This is a genomic window from Mycolicibacterium sphagni (assembly GCF_002250655.1).
Taxonomy (GTDB): Bacteria; Actinomycetota; Actinomycetes; order Mycobacteriales; family Mycobacteriaceae; genus Mycobacterium; species Mycobacterium sphagni.
Genome location: NZ_NOZR01000010.1, coordinates 96,126 through 114,736 on the forward strand (window position 1 = coordinate 96,126; position 18,611 = coordinate 114,736).

The window sequence follows — 18,611 nt, forward strand, 5'->3', positions numbered from 1 at the left end:
CTGTGTACGATCCGTATATGGCTGGAGCACCCCGTTGAGCCGAGAGGCGGCGGGTGCGGCCATTCGGACACTGCGTGAGGCTCGAGACTGGTCGCTGGCTGACCTGGCCGCAGCCACCGGGGTCAGCATCATGGGGCTCAGCTTCCTCGAGCGCGGTGTGCGTAAGCCTCACAAAGGCACAGTTCAGAAGGTTGAAAACGGCTTAGGTCTGCCGCCGGGTACCTATTCGCGCCTCGTCGTCGCGGACGATCCCGACGCCGAAATAGCCCAATTGCTCGCCGGGACGCCGGAGGAATCTTCTCAGCCGCGGGCGGCCGCCGGCATCGTCGTCAACCGTCACAGCGACGCCGACGTCCTCGAAGCACATGCCGAGGCGCACCTGGATTCGCTGAACTCGTTGATAACCCGGCTGCCAGCGGAGACGTCAAACGAATACGAAACATATATTCAATCCGTGATCGAGCAATGCGTGAAGGCGGAACTGTTGGCCGCCAACTCGTGGCGCGTCGCGGTCAACGCGGGCGCCCAATCGGCCGACCGCCTGATGGCCCAGCTCAAATCGCTGGAGGCTATCCGCACCGGCCTGCTGGCCCGCATGCCGGGCAGCATCAGCGCCCGGTTCGACCAGGCGTGCGCACGCTCGGAGCTCCCGGAGTCGGTGATCGCGACTCTGCTCGGGGTGGGCGTCGAGCAGGTGTGGGACATCCGCAACCGGGGTGCGGTCCCACCGGGTGCATTGCCGCGGGTACGGGCATTCCTTGAGGAGCAGCCGTGACCGCGCCGGACCTCGACGTCCTGACCCGGGCGCATGCGCTGTTCGCCGGCCGTCGCGAAATACCCTCGCTAGAAACAGGACCCAGCCCTGCCCTGGTCCGGGCCGAGGGGCTGCCCGCGGCCTACCGCCATGCCGCAGAACGGCGCAGCGACGAACTCACAGCAGCCCGCCGGGTCGACGCCGAGGTGTCTGCGATCCTGGTGCGCGCGCAGCGTGACCAACGGGAGGCACATCAGCAGACCCGCGCCGTGCTCGACGCCGCTCGCGCCGACGCCGTGTCGACGCCCGACAACCCGGTCGCCCAGCGTGAGTTGCTTCGGCGCCGCGCCGCCCGGCTGCGGGCCCAGCATGCTCACGTTCTGGCTGCCCGGCGACGGGCACGGCGGCGGCTCGCGCTGTTGCGTGCGTTGGCGTATCGGCGGCGCCATCGGCTGCCGGCGCCGAATTCGCGCGCCGCATTGGCCGTGCGCGCGGCGCTGTCGCGGCTGGGTTGTCCCTATGTCTGGGGTGCGACCGGTCCGGATCGTTTCGACTGTTCCGGCCTGGTCAAGTGGGCCTACGCCCAGGCGGGTGTACCCCTGGATCGCACCACGTATGACCAGATCAACGACGGTGTGCCGGTTTCGCGATCCCAGGTTCAACCCGGCGACCTGGTGTTCCCGCACGCCGGACATGTCCAGATGGCGATCGGCAACGGGCTGGTGGTGGAGGCGCCGCATGCCGGGGCCAACGTGCAGATCAGCCGGCTGGGGGAGAACATCGCGATCCGCCGACCGCTCTAGGCCAGGTGAGTTGTTCCGCGAAATTCCGCTGAGTACCGTCGACACATGGCTGAGTACGCCGGGGCGTCGGGGGAGGCCCTCGAGTCCGCTCGATCGGTCCTCGCCGCCCGCGATCGCGATCTCGCCGACGCGGACGCCGAACTGGCCGCCATCGTGTCCAACGCCCATGCCGCCGCGACCGAAGCCATCCGCAGGCTCGACGCCGTCAGCGTCGAGATCGAGGCCGCCGTCGCCCAGCGCACTCTGGCCGCGCCGACCGAAGGGCGAGAATTCGCCCGATTCCTGATCGCCAAACAACGCGAGATCAGCGACATTCTCATCACGGCCCGGGCCGATGCCAATGCCAAAGCTGTTGTACTCCAGCAACTTATCGACCGATACCGGGTGCCATCCACAGCCCAGTGAGCGGGTGAATTGTCACCGTTCGGCCGGCTGGATACAGTCGCCGGCATGAGAGGTCACCGGTGGCGAGCTACCAAGATCTGCTCGACGCGATAGCCCGCGTCGGTGCCGCCACCGGCGATAGCAAGGCCTGGCTGAGCGGCTTGTCGGACGCGGATCTGGCGGTGGTCACCAGCCCGGCCAGTGTCGTCGCACCGAGCGCAATCGATAACGTGCTGACCAAGATTCGCGCCGGTCACCGCCAAGCGTTCGATCCGTCGGCTTCCGTTGCGGCGGAGGGTCGCGCGGCCGAAGCCATCCGGACAGCGGAAACCTCGTTGGCCCAGCAGAATTCGGTGAGCGCCCATCTCGACCTGCAGGTCATCACCGCGGTGCTGAACGCGCACGCAACTCACGCCGCGGGTTGGGAGGCGCTCGACCGTCTGCAGAATGAGATCGAGTCCGCGGTGGCTACCCGCACCGACCTCGACACTCCGGCGGGTGCCAGGGCATTTCAGCGCTACCTCATCGACAAGCTGCGAGATATCAAGACGGTGGTGGAAACCGCGGGTTTGGATGACACGTCGAAAGCCTCGCTGGCCGCGGCGCTGGCGTCGCTGTACGCCGGTGCCACCCCGGCGACCGCCGACGAGCACCCACCCGAGTCGAAGCCGACCGAGTCCGCGAAACCACCGGGGCCGGCCGAAGCCCAGCTGCCAGTGACGGATATCCCCGCCGACCTCGGGACCGACCCGTTCGCCGACGAGCTGCTGCCCGACGGCCTTGCGCCGCCGCCGGATCCGAGCACGGCCGGCCAACCGATGGCCGCACCGATGATCCCGCCGATGGCCGGCATCCCCGCCCTCGGCGGCAGCAGCCCGGCAACCGGGCCGGCACCGATCTCGTCGCCACTAGGCGACCCGGCACCGATGCGGCTGCCGACGCAAGACAGCCTGCTCGACGACCCGATGCTGGACGAACCGGTCGATGAGGAGCCCGGCGACCCAGATGCCGGCGAGGACGACGACGCGGTGGGGGAGGACGTAGCCGAGCCGCCGCCGCCCGACGACTCGACCGTCGTGCACCTGCCCAACGGCGAAACGGTCACTGCGTCGAGCTCGCAGCTGGCAGCCGCGATCACGGCGGCGGTCGCGGGCACTCCCATCCCCGAGGCCTTCAGGCAGCAGGGCATCACGATTCCGGCGCCGGGCACCGCTGTCGCTCATCCGGTCGATCCCGCCGGGCTGATCCCCGGCGACATCGGGATGCTGATGGACCGGCACGCACTCGCCCTGGGCAACGGCAAGGCCGTGTTCAACAATCAGATCCAACCCATTGCCAGCGTTACCGGCCCGAGCTTCCTAGGGTGGGAGCATCCGCCGGAACCGGGCGACAAGACGACCCCACGATCTGCTCAACAAACACAGGCGAACCAACCGACCCCGACCCGGCCCGCGGTGACGGCCGGCCCGCCGGCGATAGGAGAGTGACATGGCAGAACGCATTCATGTGGTGCCCGACGAACTGCGCCGGGCGGCTCGCGACCACCAGGACACCGCTGAGCAACTCGGCACGGTGCCGTCCGGGCATGCCGACATCCTGGCCAGCTTGGAGTCGCTCGGGCCGATTTTCGGCGAGCTGCGGGACGCCGGCCGCGAGCTGCTCGACCAGCGCCGGGCCTGCTACGAGCAGCAGGCCGCCGCCCACGCCGAACTCGCCACCAACCTGCGCCACGCCGCCGACGTGTGGGAACACCAGGACAGCGCCGCTGCCGCCGAACTCGGCCGGATCATCGAGGACGGTCGGTGACCGCGCCCGATCCCGAGTTTGACGCCGTCCATCCCAGCGGGCACGTCTTGTTCCGGTCGTGCCGCGGCGGGTATCTGCACAGTGTTGCCCTGGCCGAACAGGCGATGGGCACCGATGCGCACAGCCTGGCGCAGGCCATTCTGCTGACCGCCGACGTCTCCTACCTGAAGGCCTTGATGCAGGTTCGCGCTGAAATCGTGGCAGCAGGTCACACCCCGTCGGACGACGTGCCGGGCAGCCGCGATCTGAAACTCGCCACCGAGGCGCTGGCGGAGCACCAGCTGCGGCCGTAGGCGCGCCGAGCTGCCTACCTCGGGGATTCGCCGTCCGGGCGCAATGCCTGCGGCGGCGCAACAGGATTGGCGCCGAACAGCTCCCGAGCCCGCTGCAGCAGGGCACGCACCTCGTCGAGTTGCTGCTGCAACAGCGAGTCACCCATGGCCGGTACGTTATCGGCCCCAACCGGCGGGCACAATTCACCCGCCGGCGCGGGGGATCTCAACGTTGATGCGGTCAAGAACCGCGGTGTAACGGCCGGCTTCCCGGTGTTGTCCGGGCTTGCCGCTGCTGATCAGCCCGACCGAAAGCCGGCGCTCCGGGTCCGCCCAGATCGCTACATTGGTCAGCCCGGTGTGGCCGAACGCGGCGGGCGCGTTGCGCCCGAAGGGCCCAAACCGCTTGGACCCCAGCATGTAACCGGTGCCCCAGCGGATCGGGGCCAGTCCCGTCGCGATGTCGGGCCGCAGTCGGCGGGCCGGCGCCGTCGCGGCCCGCAGCGTCTCGGGCCGCATGATCCGTACCCCCTCCAGTTCGCCACCGCGGCGGAGGATCTCGGCGAATCGGGACAGTTCGTCGGCGGTCGAGATGGTGCTGGACGACGGGATGACGCCGGTAAGAAACAGCGGGGTGTTGGAGAACGGGATGATCTGTTGTGGAGTGCCGCCGACCGCGGTGCGAAATGCCGCGGCCAGCGGGCCCGCCAGTGGCTTTCCGGTCACGTGACTCGGGGCGACCAGCGGGACATCCTGTTCGGCCACACCGTAATTCGTCCACCGAAAGCCCAGCGGATCCAGGATCTCGTCGGCCAGGATGTCGCGGATGTTGCGCCCGGTGGCCGCCGAGACGATCTCGCGGACCAGCGGTCCCCATGTCAATCCGTGGTAAATGTGCATCAAACCCGGTTTGTGGATGGGCTTGAGCTCGCCGAGTTTCTCGCGGGCGTAGTCACTCTCGTTCATCCGCTTGAGGTTGGGTCGCGGACCGGTCGCAAAAGGCACGCCGGCGCTGTGGGTGATCACATGGCGGATGGTGGTGCGGTCCTTGCCGTGGCTGGTGTAGTTGGGCAGGTAGTCGCAAACCCGGTCGTCGAGGGAGAAGTGGCCCTGCTCGACGAGCATGTGCACCACCGTCGTGCTGATGGCCTTGGCCGCGGAGTAGACACAGAACGGGGTCTCGATGCTGACCGGCACCTTCTCGGCATCGGGCGGGTCGGCCGGCCCGTTGCCCCAGCCGTGCCCGATCGCCCGGTTGAGCACCACTTTCCCGTTGTGCCGCAGGCACAGCTGTATGGCGGGATGCATACCCGCGGCGTACCAGTGCCGCACCGATTGCCAGATCCGATCGGCGGTGGCCGTCGCGAACTCCCCGTGGTCCTCGTCGCCGACGTCGGTGACGGCGTCCAGGTTGGTCGGGACGCGGATGCGTCCGTCGCGGGCCGGCGAGTCGCTCACCCGAGCTGCCTGCGCAGTGTCGCGGCGAGATGGTGGGTGAGCGGAACGCCGACGGCGGCCATTCGCACGGTGTAGGTCAGCTCATCACCGGTCAGGCGGAAAGAACGGCTCAGGGCCGTAACGCTCTTCGCTGACCCGCTCAGTCCGATGGAGGTCGAGTCCACCTCGATGGCCAGCCCGCCGCGGTCCACGAACAGCGTGCCTTCGTCGATCTCGGTGACGCCGGTCGGGTGCACCACGACCAGTTCGATGCGATCGGGCGCGGGCAACCGGATGTAGCCGGTTTCGGCGTGCAACGGACGCCCGTCGTCGGTGGCTCGGGTGCGCTGCGAGTAGGTCAGGAAGGGCTTGCCGATATGCCCGACGGTGACTTCCTCGCGGTAGCCGAACGGTTCGATCGTCGGGTACTCACCGGCACCCGCCCCGGCCCAGGTGCCCAGCAGGGGAGCGAGGACCGCGAGGTCGGGATGCAGGTCGGGCACGGTCCCCAGGGTACGGCGCAAAGATCAGAGCGGGCCGACGAGTTCGACCCAGTTGCCGTCCGGGTCGGCGACGAACATCCAGCCCATGCCGGGGACCGGGGCGAACTCGGCCAGTTCCTGGGCGATTTCGTATCCAGCGGCCTTCACCTGCTCGGCGGCCTTGGTCGCGCTGGCCACCACCACGGTGTAGTAGCGGATACCGGCCGCGGCGGGACCGCCGCCCGGCGTTGCCGGTGCGGCCGGCGGCTGGTCGAGGGTGATCAGCTTGAGCACGTTGTCGCCGATGGCGTAGCGCTTCATCGTGCCACCGGGGAAATCGAGGTCACCGGTGTAGGGCAGGCCGAGGAAGTTCTCGTAGAACTCGACCATGGCATCGAGGTTGGTGGTGACCAATCCGACTTCGATGTTCTTGACGAGTAGATCGATGGCCATGGGGCTCCTCTACGCTGAGTTCGGCTGACGACCGAAGAATAAACACCTCAAAGTTGACCGGCGAGTTCGACCCAGTTGCCGTCGGGGTCGGCGACGAAAAACCAGCCGATGCCAGGGATCGCGGTGAATTCACTGAGCGGTTCCACGATTTCGTATCCGGCGGCCGTGACCTGCTCGGCGGCCTCCGTCACGTTCTTGACCACAAGGGACAGGTAACGGACCCCGGTCTGGGCGCGCCCGCCCCCGGGCGTCAGCTGGGCGGCCGGCGGCTCGTCGTAGGTCACCAGCTTGAGTGTGTTGTCGCCGATCAGGTAGCGCTTCATCGTGCCACCGGGGAAATCGAGGTCGAGCTGGAATGGGAGGCCGAGGAACGTCTCGTAGAACTCGACCATCGGCGCGAGGTTGGTGGTGACCAGCCCGATTTCGACACTTGGGGCGAGCAGCTCGATGGCCATGGTGCTCAAGACTATCGGCGCGCCCGCGACCGGCTAGGGCTTTGTCCCGATGGTGATCAGGTCCCACACGCCCCTGGTCCACAGCGGGCGGTCGACCCGGCGCTGGTCGGTCAGGATGAATCCGGCGTCGGCGAACAGGGTGCGCATCTCCTGCGGTGAGGGATTGTGCGCGGCGCTGGACGGCGAATTCGTCAACCGGCTCAGCAATGGGAGCTGAGGTGGGCTGATCGTCGCGACCGCGGCCAGGCCACCCGGCCGCAGCACCCGGTAGAAGTCGCTCATCGCCTTCGGCTGGTCGAAGAAGTGAAACGCCGAGGTCGAGACGACGGCATCCAGCGTCTCGTCGTCGAAGGGCAAGTGTTCGGCCGGGCCCTTGCGCCAGTCCACCTGCGGTGAGCGCGCCTTGGCCTGCCGGAGCATGCCGTCGGACATGTCCACGCCGTAGATCTCGTCGGGCTCCAGCTCCTCGGCAATGCGCGCAGCAAGAATGCCTGTGCCACAAGCGATATCGGCGATCCGGCGGGCGCCGTGCGCGCGCAGTTCGTCGATCACTTCGTCCTGGGCTGGGCGGTAGACCCATTGCTGAAGGGCTGGATGGTCGTAGAGCGGAGCGGCGATGGTCCAGAACCGCGTGACGTAGTCATTGAGATTGCGGCCGTGTGTCGCCATGGCTGCCCGCTTCCGATTGGACTGAACCGACGCCGGCCAGTCTAGGGAAGCGGTCGGCGCGACTACTTCACCGCCCGCGCCAATTGCAGGTGGGTGTGCGGACCGCGAGCGAGTGCGGCCACCGCTGAGACGATGTTGCCGGCGGTATTCAGCAAACCTTCTGGATCACAGACGCGGAGCACCCTCATGACTTCGGCACCGGGAACCACCACCCAGTCGATTCCGCGCCGCTTGCAACGGGTGTCGATGGAGTGCAGCGCCGAATAGCCGTCGGTGGCGAAGAACCCCAACTGCGACAGATCCAGGACCAGCTGGTCGTAATCCGCGAGGAGTTTCTCGACGAAGCGGAGCAGTTCGCCAGAGTTCGCTGCGTCGATCTCACCGACGGCGGTGATGAGGACGGTGGTTGCGCTCAGTTCTCTGGCCCGGAACTGCCCGCGTTCGGTGCTGTCGCGGCCAAGGTCGGTACCGGGCAAGAGCGCCGCTCGGGTAGCAACAGACATCGCACCTCCAAGTGTGTGTGTTCCGCAACGCTGCCGGGAGCAAGTCCGAGGGCGGGTCGGGACTTCGCTACGAGAGTTCGCTGGCCCTCGCGCATCGGCATCTCCGGGCGGCTGTGAACTCAACCTGAGGGAAATGTACTACGGATTTCGTTGCACAGCCACAAAATGTTTCTGGTGGCTATAAGCGCACTTCAAGCCCGGTTCATGTGTCCCGAAAATGGGACATGGATGTGCAGGTTTGGCAAATATTGACGGCATCTGCAATTGAATCCGTAGGCCGACTTTCGACCGATCTTGATGACAGTTTTTCGAATGTGTCTACCGTTAGCCGGTGGCCGGGATTACGCTGAGCCTCGACGCACCGTCGAGGAGGCACAGATGTATGACCTGACGATCACTGGCGGCACTGTCGTAGACGGGACGGGCGACAAACCCTTCCGGGCCGACATCGGCGTGAAGGACGGTCGAATCGTCGAGATCCGGCGACGCGACGGCGACGACAGCGGTTTGCAGGGCGAGGCCGCCGCCAGCATCGACGCGACCGGCAAGGTCGTCACTCCCGGTTTCGTCGATATCCACACCCACTACGACGGGCAGATCAGCTGGGACGGCCTGCTCGAACCCAGTAGCCAGCACGGCGTGACCACTGTCGTCAGCGGTAACTGCGGTGTGGGCTTCGCCCCGGTGCGACCTGGTCGCGAGCAGTGGCTCATCGAGCTGATGGAGGGTGTCGAGGACATCCCGGGCACGGCCCTGACCGAGGGCATCAAGTGGGGCTGGGAGAGCTTCCCGGAGTACCTGGATGCCGTCGAAAAGCAAGCGCTTGCGGTTGATTTCGGAACCCAGATCGCCCACGGCGCGGTCCGCGGATACGCGATGGGAGACCGTGGCGCCCGCAACGAAGCTGCCAACGCGGACGACATCGCCGCCATGGCGCGCATCGTCCAGGAGGCCATCGAGGCTGGGGCACTGGGCTTTTCGACGTCTCGGACCGAGGCCCACCGCGCCATCGACGGCGAACCGGTGCCCGGCACCTATGCCGCGGAGGACGAACTCTTCGCCCTCGGGCGGGCGATGGCCGCCGGCGGGCAAGCAGTATTCGAGGTGGCCCCGGCAGGCACGGCTGGCGAGAACCTCGATGGCCCGATGCGAGAGCTGGACTGGATGGTCCGCCTGGCCGCCGAGATCGACCGGCCGCTGTCGTTCGCGATGGTGCAGACGCAATCCGCACCGGACCTGTGGCGCAAGCAGCTCGACATCGCCGGCCAAGCTCTTGACGACGGAATCCGGGTGCACCCGCAGTTCGCCGCCCGTCCGTTCGGCATGCTGTTCGGGTTCTCCGGGTACCACGCGTTCACCCACCGACCGACGTTCCGGAAGTTGAAGGCCGAGTTGAGTCCGGCCGAATTGCTTGCCCGCCTCGCCGATCCCGCGGTGCGGGCCGCGATCTTGGCCGACGTCGATCTGCCGCCTCAGCCCGTGCCGCTGTTCGACGCGCTGTACGCGATGATCCAGCACAGTGCCGACGCCATCTACGCCATCGGCGACCCGCCGGACTACGAGCCCACCCCGGATCAGACCGTCGGCGCGATCGCGCGGGCCCGCGGCGAGGATCCGCTGGCCACGATGTATGACCTGATGCTGGAGTCGAACGGCACCGCGATGCTCATGATGCCGTTCTTCAACTACGTCGAGGGCAACCACGACGCCATTCACGAGATGATGACGCACCGCGCCGCGATCTCCGGCCTGTCCGACGGCGGCGCGCACTGCGGCCTGATCTGCGACGCGTCCTACCCGACATTCATGCTCACGCACTGGGCCCGTGACCGCAGGCGCGGTCCGCGCTTCCCCCTGGAATACGTGGTGCGCAAGCAGACACTGGACACCGCCAACCTGTTCGGGCTCACCGACAGGGGAGTGCTGGCGGTCGGTAAGAAGGCCGACGTCAACGTCATCGATCTGGATGCGCTGGCGTTGGAGGTGCCGCTGATGGCCTACGACCTGCCCGCCGGCGGGAACCGGTTGATGCAGGGTGCCCGCGGGTATGACGCGACTGTCGTCAGCGGCGTCATCACCCGGCGCAACGGCGCCGACACCGGAGCCCGGCCCGGCAAAGTCCTGCGCGGCGTGCGCTGAGATACTGTGCCGCGTGCGCGGCACAGTATCTTCGGTGGCAGGACTATGAGCACCCCCTACATACCGCAAACTCCGGCGGATACCCCGACCTGTTACCGCCATCCCGACCGCCCGACCTACGTGCGGTGCGCTCGCTGTCAGCGGCCCGTCTGTCCGGACTGCATGCGCAGCGCCGCCGTCGGCCATCAGTGCGTCGACTGTGTGGCCGCGAGCGCACAGAGCGTGCCGCAGGCGCGGACCGCAGCCGGTGGCGTGTTGCGCCGCGGACGGCCGTTGGTCTCCTATGCGCTGATCGCGGTCAACGTGTTGATGTACGTGCTGCAGATGACCTCACGCGACCTGCAACGCGAGCTCGTGCTGTGGGCCCCCGGCGTCGCCGGCGGCGAGTACTACCGCCTGATCACCTCGGCGTTCATGCACTACGGCATCATGCATCTGCTGTTCAACATGTGGGCGCTGTATGTGATCGGACCGCCGCTGGAGGCTTGGCTCGGGCGGTTGCGGTTCGGAGCGCTATACGGGCTCAGCGCCCTGGGCGGATCGGTCCTGGTGTACCTGTTGGCCCCGATCGGCGCGGCCACCGCGGGTGCGTCGGGGGCGATTTTCGGTCTATTCGGAGCGACGTTCGTCGTCGCCAAACGGCTCAATCTCGACATGAAGTGGCTTGTGGCGATCATCGCCGCCAACCTGATCCTCACGTTCACCGTGCCGACGATCAGCTGGCAGGGCCATATCGGCGGCCTGGTCATCGGGGCGCTGGTCGCTGCGGTCTTCGCCTACGCACCCCGCGAACAGCGCAATCTGATCCAAGGCGGCGCCTGCGCCGTGCTGCTGGTGGTGTTCGGGGTGCTGATCTACTGGCGCACAGCCGAATTGATCGCTCAGTATGGGGCACTCATAACGGGTTGAGCTCACTGGCTGAGCGGGCAATAGCTACAGGCGGGTCAGCCAGAACGGGTAGGTGAACGTACCGCCCGGGGCCCCGTCACAACCGACGTCGAACGTCGACTGCAGCGTGCCCGACAGCGTCTTGGCATCCCAGGTGTAGACGTCGTGGGTGGGGATGACCGGGCCGTAATAGATGTCGTCGCAACGCAGCCCGTCGGGGACGTCGACGGTCATGTTGTACTGCCCGTTCACCAGCCGCGCGATGCCGTAGAAGCCGTATGCCTTGGCGATCGGCATGGGGTTCGCCGAGACGTAGACGCAGTCCGGCGAGAACGACATCGCCGGCGGGCATGGATTTGCGGCCCAGGCCCAGGTGTGGAAGTCCCGCCGGTCCGGGATGTTGACGTTGTAGTTGCCCGGCCACAGCTCCGCCGAGGCGGGCGGAGCCAGCGTCACCGCCGCCGCCGTGAGTGCAACGCCTATCGCCAACGTCCGCACGGTCGGGCTCCCTTCGTCGGTGGTCCGATCAAAAATCTAAGCGGTTCGGTCACCTGAATCGACCGGAATCCACAATGTCAGCCAGTGACCAGCAGCACGTCGAGGGTCCGCGGGCCGTGGACGCCCTCGACGCGGCTGAGTTCGATGTCACTGGTCGCGCTCGGGCCCGAGATGAAAGTCAGCGGGCGGCTGGGGTCCAGGGCGGCGAATGCCTGCGGCACGGTATCGACGATCTGGTCGGTGAACACCACGCAGATGTGGTGGTCGGGGACCAGGGTCAGCGCGCGCCGGCCCTGTGTGGGTCCGGCGTCGAGGACGATCGTGCCGGTGGCCGCGATGCCCAGTGCGCAGCCGGTGACGACGGCGTCGGTGCCGTCGAGTTCGGTTACCGTCAATGGGTTTTCGGTGTCGTCGGCGACGATGCGGATTCCGCCGACCCACTCCGGGGGCAACCCGGACGGTATGGCGACCGTGGCCTCGGGGCCGACGAGGGTGGCGATGGTGGCCGCGATCGACGCGGCGTCGACGCGCAGCACCTGGGCGCGGTATTCGGCCACCATCTCGGCGAAACGCTCGGAGTCGGCAGGTCCGCACGCGGGCGCCCGCTCGTAGTCGCGGGGGACGCGCACCGGCTCGGCTGGGGCGGCGGCGAGCGCGCCGCGGATCCGGTCCAGGACTAGGCGTCGAGTCTCAGTCATCGAGACGCCTGGCCATGGGTGCGCGCCCACCATTGCCGAAACGTCTCGGCGGGCGGGGCGGGAACGTCGCGGCTGGTGGTCCAGCGGGACGCGGGCCAGGGCAGCGCGGTGATCTGGTGATCGGCGCCGGCCGCCAGCCGCCCGGCCGCCAGCAGTTTCTCGGCGGCGGCGAACCGCTTCGGCGACGCCATCGCCCACGCTGCGGCCCGCATCGCCAGGTCCTGGCCCGGTGCCCGGTGATCCTCGACCTCGGCGGCGCGCAGATGTACCAGGATCGACGGGATGTCGATGCGCACCGGGCAGGCGTCGAAGCACGCACCGCACAGCGTCGACGCGTACGGCAGCGAGGCATTGGGATCGTCGTGCCCATATGTCCCGGTCAGCTGCGGGCTCAGGATCGCCCCGATCGGGCCGGGGTAGATCGAGCCGTAGGCGTGGCCACCGGTGCGTTCGTAGACCGGGCACACGTTGAGGCAGGCGCTGCAGCGGATGCAGTGCAGGGCGGGCCGGCCCACCGGATCGCCGAGCACCGCGGTGCGGCCGTTGTCCAGCAGCACCAGATGGAATTCCTGCGGGCCGTCGCCGGGGTGCACCCCGGACCACATCGAGGTGTACGGATTCATTCGCTCCGCGGTCGACGAGCGCGGCAACAGCTGCATGAAGACCTCGAGATCGGTGAAGGCCGGCACCACCTTCTCGATACCCATGACGGTGATCAGCGTCTGCGGCAGCGTCAGGCACATCCGGCCGTTGCCCTCGGACTCGACGACGGCCAGCGTGCCGGTCTCGGCGATGCCGAAGTTGGCGCCACTGACAGCAACCTTGGCGGACAGGAACTTTCGGCGAAGATGCGCCCTGGCCGCCATCGCCAGTGCCCGCGGCTCGTCGGTCAGCTCACCGGCACCGGGCATCTCCCTGGCAAAGATCTCCCTGATCTCGGCACGGTTGCGGTGGATGGCCGGGACCAGGATGTGGCTGGGTGTGTCATGCCCGAGTTGGACGATCAACTCGGCGAGGTCCGTCTCGATCGCCGTGATGCCCTCGGCCTCGAGATGTTCGTTGAGGCCGATCTCCTGGGTGGCCATCGATTTGACCTTGACCACCTCGTCGGCGCCGGTGGCCCGGACCAGATCGGTCACGATGCGGTTGGCCTCTCCCGCGTCGCGTGCCCAGTGCACCACTCCGCCGCGGGCCACCACGTTGGCTTCCAGCTGCTCGAGCAGCTCAGGCAGCCGGGCCAGCACGTCTTGCTTCAGCGCGCTGCCCGCCGCGCGCAGCTGCTCCCAGTCCGCGCACTCGGCAACGGCAGCCAGGCGTTTGGTGCGGATCGTGCGGGTGGCGTGCCCGACGTTGCGCCGCATCTGTGTATTGGTCAGTTCGCGACGAGCTGCTTCCGGAAAAGGTTCGCTCCCACGAAGATTGCCGGTGCCGGGCACGCCGAGGAAGCGGCGGGCAGGAGCGAAGCGACCCGGGGGTGGATCCGAGGTGGCCATCACACCGCCTCGGTCGACGCGAGGATCTCGGCGAGATGCACGGTGCGCACTGCCGAGCGCAGTCGGCTCAACCCGCCGCCGATGTGCATCAGGCACGAACTGTCGCCGGCGGTGCACACTTCGGCGCGCGAGGCGATGACCGCCGACATCTTGTCGGCCAGCATCGCAGTCGATGTGTCAGCGTTCTTGATCGCGAACGTGCCGCCGAAACCGCAGCAGGTCTCGGTGTCCACCAGCTCCACCAGCGTCAGCCCGCGCACGTGGCGCAGCAGCTGCAGAGGTTTGTCGCCGACCCGCAGCAGCCGCAGCGAATGGCAGGTGGGGTGATAGGTCACCCGGTGTGGGTAGTACGCCCCCACGTCGCTGACGCCGAGCACGTCCACCAACAGTTCGGACAATTCGTAGGTGCGTGCGGCCATCGCCTCGGCACGCTGCGCCAGCGCATCGTCACCGGCGCGACGGGCGACCATCGCGTGCTGGTGACGAACCGAACCGACACACGAACCCGACGGCGCCACCACCACGTCGCAGCCGCTGTCTTCGAATACCTCGACAAAATGGCGGACCAAGGGGGCTGCCTGCCCGAGATAGCCGGTGTTCACATGCATCTGGCCGCAGCAGGTCTGCCCCACCGGGAAGACCACCTCATGGCCCAACCGCTCAAGAAGTTCGACAGTCGCGATCGCGGCCTTCGGGAACATCGCGTCGGCCAGACAGGTCGCGAACAGGGCTATGCGCATCGCATCCACCGTACGTCGGGACACGGTGTCGGCAGCTACGATTGGCGCCACGTCGCCGGGGACCCGACGCCGGGCGGACCGATCAAGAGGACTGACCTGTGAGCACAGATTTCGCGGTTCCGGTTCACTCGGTCGCGGGCAAGGCCCGTACCGGCATGATCATCGGTGCGCTCGGAGTGGTGTTCGGTGACATCGGAACCAGCCCGATCTACACGATCCAAACGGTGTTCAACCCCGACGACCCTCACCCGGTCCCCATCGACGCCGACAGCATCTACGGTGTGGTGTCACTGATCTTCTGGTCGGTGATGATCATCGTTACCCTCACCTATGTCGTCCTCGTGATGCACGCCGACAATGATGGTGAGGGCGGCGTCATGGCGCTCATCACACTGGTGCGACGGCTCGGGAGCAGGTCCAGTCCGCGCATTATCGGCGCATTGTCTGCACTCGGAATCCTCGGCGCGGCACTGTTCTTCGGCGACAGCATGATCACACCCGCGATCTCGGTGCTGTCTGCGGTGGAGGGCCTGAAGGTCGTCGATCCGCGGCTCGGAGAGTGGGTTGTAGCGATCACTGCGGTGATCATCGTTGGCCTGTTCGCCGTGCAGCGGCAGGGTACCGGCGTGGTGGGCCGGTACTTCGGCCCGGTGATGGTCGTGTGGTTCAGCGCGATCGGCGCCTGCGGGGTCTGGGGTATTACCTCCCACCCGCAGATTCTCAAGGCCTTGTCACCCATGTATGCGCTGGGTTTCATGGCCGGTCACTTCCACATCGCGTTCTTCGCATTGGCCGCGATCGTTCTCTCGGTGACGGGCGCCGAAGCGCTATACGCCGACATGGGCCACTTCGGGCGGCCCTCGATCACTGTGGCGTGGGTGGCTCTGGTACTGCCAGCCTGCGTGCTGAACTACTTCGGGCAGGGCGCGCTGCTGCTGGGCGATGAGCAGGCGCGCAGCGCGCCGTTCTTCCTGCTCACCCCTGGGTGGGCCCAAGTGCCGATGATCGTATTGGCCACAGCGGCAACGGTCATCGCCTCACAGGCCGTCATCACCGGGGCGTACTCGGTGGCCTCGCAGGCCGCGCAGCTCGGCTACCTGCCAAGGCTGCGCGTGGCCCATACATCGGAATCGACCATCGGCCAGATCTATGTGCCGTGGATCAACGGCTTCCTGATGGTGGCGGTCCTCATCTTGGTGTTCGCGTTCCGCAGCTCGGAAGCGCTGGCGTACGCATTCGGCATGGCGGTCACCGGAACGATCACCATCACCACCCTGCTGTTCCTCTACATCGCACACACCCGCTGGCGGTGGCCACTGTGGGCGGTGATCATCGGCGGCGGCGCACTGCTGACCGTGGACCTGATGTTTTTGGCCGCCAATCTGACCAAGCTCGTCCACGGCGCGTGGTTGCCGCTGCTGATCGGGCTGGTGACCTTCACCGTGCTGATCACCTGGCAGCGGGGGAGCGCGGTCATCTCGCTGGCTCGGGAAAAGGCCGAGGGACCGCTGCCGCCGTTCATCGAGGAGATCGCCGACCGCAGGCCGCCGCTGCCGCGGGTCCCCGGAACCGCGGTGTTCCTCAACCGCGAGAGCGAGACGGCCCCGTTGTCGATGCGGGCCAACGTCAACCACAACCACGTCGTCCATGAGCGGGTGATCATCCTCTCGATCGTCGTTCCGCCGGTGCCCCGGGTGCCCGACGAGGAACGCATCACCGTCGACGACCTGGGCATCCCCGACGATGGCATCTGGTACGTCGCAGCCCGATTCGGTTACATGGAACGCCCGAACGTCCCAGCGGCGCTGCGGATGATCGACCCGGCGCTGATCGGCGGTCCGGTCGACTGCGGAGACGCGTCGTACTTCTTGTCGAAGATCGAGGTGGTTCCGGGGGACCAGCCGACGATGGCCCCCTGGCGCAAGCGGATCTTCATCGCGACGTCGTTCATGGCCGCCGACTCCGTCGGGTACTTCGGCCTCCCGAGTGATCAGACCGTGTTGATCGGATCCCGAATCGAGGTCTAGTTTGACGCGTACTGTCGCCCCATGACCGACTCCACCACAGTGGCGATCGTCGGCGGTGGCCCCGCCGGGATGGTGCTCGGATTGATTCTGGCCAGGGCCGGCATCGAGGTCACGGTGCTGGAGAAGCACGCCGACTTCCTGCGTGACTTCCGCGGGGACACAGTGCATCCCACGACACTGCGGCTGCTGGATGAGTTGGGGCTGGGCGCGCGGTTCGCCGCGCTGCCGCAAAGCAAGGTCGACCACGCCGAGCTGACTGTCGGCGGCCGGTCGGTGACCATGGTGGACTTTCGCCGGCTGCGCCTCACGCATCCTTATGTGGCGATGGTGCCGCAGTGGGATCTGCTGAACCTGCTGGCCGATGCCGGCGCAGTCGAGCCGACCTACACCCTGCGGATGTGCCACGAGGTGACCGGTCTGTTGCGCAGCGGTGCGCGGACGACCGGGGTCACCTACACCTCGCCGGAAGGGGACGGCGAATTGCGGGCGGACTTGACGGTGGCGTGCGACGGGCGGTGGTCGACCGTGCGGCAGAGCGCCGGCCTGACCGCGCGGGATTTCCCGGTGCCGTTCGACGTGTGGTGGTTCCGGCTTCCGCGCGAAGCCGGTGGGCAGTACACCCTGATACCCCGCTTCGGGCCGGGACGGGTGTTGATCATGATCCCGCGGGAAGGGTATTTCCAGATCGCCTACCTGATCGCGAAGGGTAGTGATCAGCAGCTACGAGCGCGTGGTCTAGACGCCTTCAAAGCCGAACTCGCCGAATTGGTTCCGGAGGCTGACGTCGATGCCGTCACGTCGTTCGATGATGTGAAGTTCCTCGATGTGCGTCTCAACCGGCTCAAGCGCTGGCACGCCGACGGGGTGCTGTGCATCGGCGACGCGGCGCACGCGATGTCACCAATCGGCGGCGTCGGCATCAACGTCGCCGTGCAGGACGCGGTAGGCGCCGCGACGCTACTGGCCGAGCCGCTGCGACGGCGTGCGGTCACCGAGCGCGACTTGGCGGCGGTGCGCAAGCGCAGGCTGCCGCCGGCTGCGGTCACCCAGGCGATGCAGCGGGTGATGCACCGCCAGTTGGTGGCGCCGATCTTGGCCGGCGGCACTCCCGACCCGCCGGCACTGCTCGGGACGGTGTTTCAGCGGCTGCCGTTCCTCTCGGCCATACCCGCCTACCTCGTCGGAGTCGGTATCCGGCCCGAACACGCGCCGGACTTCGCCAGGCGCTAGGCCGGCTTCTCCTCCAGCAACTCCATCGCGCCGAGGACGGCCGGTGCTGCCGCGGCCGCGTTAGCCGCCGACCATGATGAGCCCGCCATCCACGGCGAGCAGCTGGCCGGTAATGAAGTGCGAACCTTCGCCGGCCAGGAACACCAGCATCGGTCCGAGATCGCGGTCGGGATCGCCGAGCGCGCCACCCAACGGGATGGTGGCCTTGATCTGCTCGTCGATGAACGGCGCCGCATCGGGGCCGAGGAATTCGCGCAAACGGTCCGCGCCCCGGGTCTGCATGGCAGGCGCCAGCGCGTTGACCGTCACCTTGTCGGCCGCCCAGGCCTTGGCCGCCGACCGGGTCCAGGCCTGCACCGCGCCTTTGGTCGCGGCGTACACCGCGGAGATCGGACTGCCCATCACCGCCTCGGCCGAGCCGAAGTTGATGATGCGGCCACCGGACGCACGCATCGCCTTGTACGCGGCCTGGTTGGTCAGCACCGTCGTCTTCACGTTGGTGGCCAGCAGGAAGTCGATATCGTCGGCGGTGATACTGCCCGGGATGCCCTGCTGCCAGAGCCCCGCCGCGTTGATCAGCACATCAAGTCCGCCCAGCGTCGCGACCGCGGCATCGATCATCGCGTCGACGGCGTCGGGATCCCTGGCGTCGCACTGCAGCCAGGTCGCCTGCGACTCGTCGGTCGGCTTGGTCTGGTGGTAGGTCGCGACGATCTGCGCTCCGGCGGCGGACAGCGCCCGGACCGCCGCGGCACCCAGGCCGCTGGCCGCACCGGTGACCACCGCACGGCGGCCTTCCAGCGGACGGCTCATCGGAAGAACGGGGGCGACCCGGCGGACGCGTGCCTTACCATAGCGGTCACGGTAGGACGCGGCACCG

The 18,611-nt window shown here is 67.4% G+C and carries 22 protein-coding genes; 10 read left to right on the plus strand and 12 right to left on the minus strand.

Annotated features, from left to right (window positions below):
- Positions 1–34 precede the first annotated feature (34 nt).
- From CG716_RS13900 to CG716_RS13925, 6 genes are read left to right on the plus strand one after another with little or no spacing between them, the layout of a single operon-like run.
- On the plus strand, positions 35–775 hold the full coding sequence (locus CG716_RS13900; protein ID WP_094480467.1) for a helix-turn-helix domain-containing protein: 741 nt from the start codon (positions 35–37) through the stop codon (positions 773–775).
- Positions 772–1,557, plus strand: coding sequence for a C40 family peptidase (locus CG716_RS13905; protein ID WP_094480469.1), 786 nt, complete (start codon positions 772–774; stop codon positions 1,555–1,557). Before CG716_RS13900 ends, CG716_RS13905 begins: the two co-directional genes overlap by 4 nt.
- A gap of 45 nt (positions 1,558–1,602) precedes the next feature.
- The gene (locus CG716_RS13910) at positions 1,603–1,962 is read left to right on the plus strand and encodes a DUF4226 domain-containing protein (protein ID WP_094480471.1); all 360 of its coding nucleotides are present in this window, start codon (positions 1,603–1,605) and stop codon (positions 1,960–1,962) included.
- A gap of 59 nt (positions 1,963–2,021) precedes the next feature.
- Positions 2,022–3,428, plus strand: a complete 1,407-nt coding sequence (locus CG716_RS13915) for a DUF4226 domain-containing protein (protein ID WP_094480473.1) — start codon at positions 2,022–2,024, stop codon at positions 3,426–3,428.
- A 1-nt stretch (position 3,429) separates the two neighbouring features.
- On the plus strand, positions 3,430–3,747 hold the full coding sequence (locus tag CG716_RS13920; protein WP_094480475.1) for an ESX-1 secretion-associated protein: 318 nt from the start codon (positions 3,430–3,432) through the stop codon (positions 3,745–3,747).
- Positions 3,744–4,040 (plus strand): DUF2694 family protein, encoded by a 297-nt coding sequence (locus CG716_RS13925; protein WP_094480477.1) that lies wholly within the window; start codon positions 3,744–3,746, stop codon positions 4,038–4,040. The genes CG716_RS13920 and CG716_RS13925 overlap by 4 nt, the downstream gene beginning before the upstream one ends.
- 14 nt (positions 4,041–4,054) lie before the next feature.
- Here CG716_RS13925 and CG716_RS31120 read toward each other — a convergent pair whose 3' ends face one another.
- The 7 genes from CG716_RS31120 to CG716_RS13955 form a co-directional block, all read right to left on the minus strand.
- Entirely contained in the window at positions 4,055–4,186 is a 132-nt protein-coding gene (locus CG716_RS31120; protein ID WP_264003065.1) for a hypothetical protein, read from the minus strand.
- A 37-nt stretch (positions 4,187–4,223) separates the two neighbouring features.
- The gene (gene lipE / locus CG716_RS13930; protein ID WP_094480479.1) at positions 4,224–5,477 is read right to left on the minus strand and encodes a lipase LipE; all 1,254 of its coding nucleotides are present in this window, start codon (positions 5,475–5,477) and stop codon (positions 4,224–4,226) included.
- Positions 5,474–5,959 carry a peroxynitrite isomerase gene (locus CG716_RS13935; RefSeq protein ID WP_094480481.1) on the minus strand — a complete coding sequence of 162 codons (486 nt, stop codon included), beginning with the start codon at positions 5,957–5,959 and terminating at the stop codon, positions 5,474–5,476. The genes lipE and CG716_RS13935 overlap by 4 nt, the downstream gene beginning before the upstream one ends.
- Before the next feature lie 24 nt (positions 5,960–5,983).
- On the minus strand, positions 5,984–6,391 hold the full coding sequence (locus CG716_RS13940) for a VOC family protein (protein WP_094480483.1): 408 nt from the start codon (positions 6,389–6,391) through the stop codon (positions 5,984–5,986).
- A 47-nt stretch (positions 6,392–6,438) separates the two neighbouring features.
- Positions 6,439–6,846, minus strand: a complete 408-nt coding sequence (locus CG716_RS13945) for a VOC family protein (RefSeq protein ID WP_094480485.1) — start codon at positions 6,844–6,846, stop codon at positions 6,439–6,441.
- 33 nt (positions 6,847–6,879) lie between these two features.
- A complete protein-coding gene (locus CG716_RS13950; RefSeq protein ID WP_094480487.1) occupies positions 6,880–7,515 on the minus strand; it encodes a class I SAM-dependent methyltransferase in 636 nt (211 codons plus the stop codon).
- A gap of 62 nt (positions 7,516–7,577) precedes the next feature.
- Positions 7,578–8,018 (minus strand): STAS domain-containing protein, encoded by a 441-nt coding sequence (locus CG716_RS13955; protein ID WP_094480489.1) that lies wholly within the window; start codon positions 8,016–8,018, stop codon positions 7,578–7,580.
- Positions 8,019–8,396: 378 nt separating this feature from the next.
- On the opposite strand from CG716_RS13955, the gene CG716_RS13960 reads away from it, so the two are divergent.
- Both CG716_RS13960 and CG716_RS13965 read left to right on the plus strand, forming a co-directional pair.
- Positions 8,397–10,157 carry an N-acyl-D-amino-acid deacylase family protein gene (locus CG716_RS13960; protein WP_094480491.1) on the plus strand — a complete coding sequence of 587 codons (1,761 nt, stop codon included), beginning with the start codon at positions 8,397–8,399 and terminating at the stop codon, positions 10,155–10,157.
- A gap of 45 nt (positions 10,158–10,202) precedes the next feature.
- Complete coding sequence (locus CG716_RS13965; protein ID WP_094480493.1) at positions 10,203–11,066, plus strand: rhomboid family intramembrane serine protease; 864 nt, start codon at positions 10,203–10,205, stop codon at positions 11,064–11,066.
- A gap of 24 nt (positions 11,067–11,090) precedes the next feature.
- Here CG716_RS13965 and CG716_RS13970 read toward each other — a convergent pair whose 3' ends face one another.
- From CG716_RS13970 to CG716_RS13985, 4 genes are all read right to left on the minus strand, one after another.
- Positions 11,091–11,543 (minus strand): hypothetical protein, encoded by a 453-nt coding sequence (locus CG716_RS13970; protein WP_094480495.1) that lies wholly within the window; start codon positions 11,541–11,543, stop codon positions 11,091–11,093.
- Positions 11,544–11,620: 77 nt separating this feature from the next.
- The gene (locus CG716_RS13975; RefSeq protein ID WP_094480497.1) at positions 11,621–12,241 is read right to left on the minus strand and encodes a LutC/YkgG family protein; all 621 of its coding nucleotides are present in this window, start codon (positions 12,239–12,241) and stop codon (positions 11,621–11,623) included.
- Positions 12,238–13,734, minus strand: a complete 1,497-nt coding sequence (locus CG716_RS13980; protein ID WP_094480498.1) for a LutB/LldF family L-lactate oxidation iron-sulfur protein — start codon at positions 13,732–13,734, stop codon at positions 12,238–12,240. Before CG716_RS13980 ends, CG716_RS13975 begins: the two co-directional genes overlap by 4 nt.
- On the minus strand, positions 13,734–14,474 hold the full coding sequence (locus tag CG716_RS13985) for a (Fe-S)-binding protein (RefSeq protein WP_094480645.1): 741 nt from the start codon (positions 14,472–14,474) through the stop codon (positions 13,734–13,736). Before CG716_RS13985 ends, CG716_RS13980 begins: the two co-directional genes overlap by 1 nt.
- Positions 14,475–14,629: 155 nt before the next feature.
- On the opposite strand from CG716_RS13985, the gene CG716_RS13990 reads away from it, so the two are divergent.
- Both CG716_RS13990 and CG716_RS13995 read left to right on the plus strand, forming a co-directional pair.
- Entirely contained in the window at positions 14,630–16,501 is a 1,872-nt protein-coding gene (locus CG716_RS13990) for a potassium transporter Kup (RefSeq protein WP_094480647.1), read from the plus strand.
- Between the two features lie 21 nt (positions 16,502–16,522).
- Positions 16,523–17,731, plus strand: coding sequence for an FAD-dependent oxidoreductase (locus CG716_RS13995; RefSeq protein WP_094480500.1), 1,209 nt, complete (start codon positions 16,523–16,525; stop codon positions 17,729–17,731).
- 60 nt (positions 17,732–17,791) lie between these two features.
- Here the strand turns inward: CG716_RS13995 and CG716_RS14000 are convergent, their stop codons facing one another.
- Positions 17,792–18,544, minus strand: coding sequence for an SDR family NAD(P)-dependent oxidoreductase (locus tag CG716_RS14000; RefSeq protein WP_094480502.1), 753 nt, complete (start codon positions 18,542–18,544; stop codon positions 17,792–17,794).
- Positions 18,545–18,611: the final 67 nt, after the last annotated feature.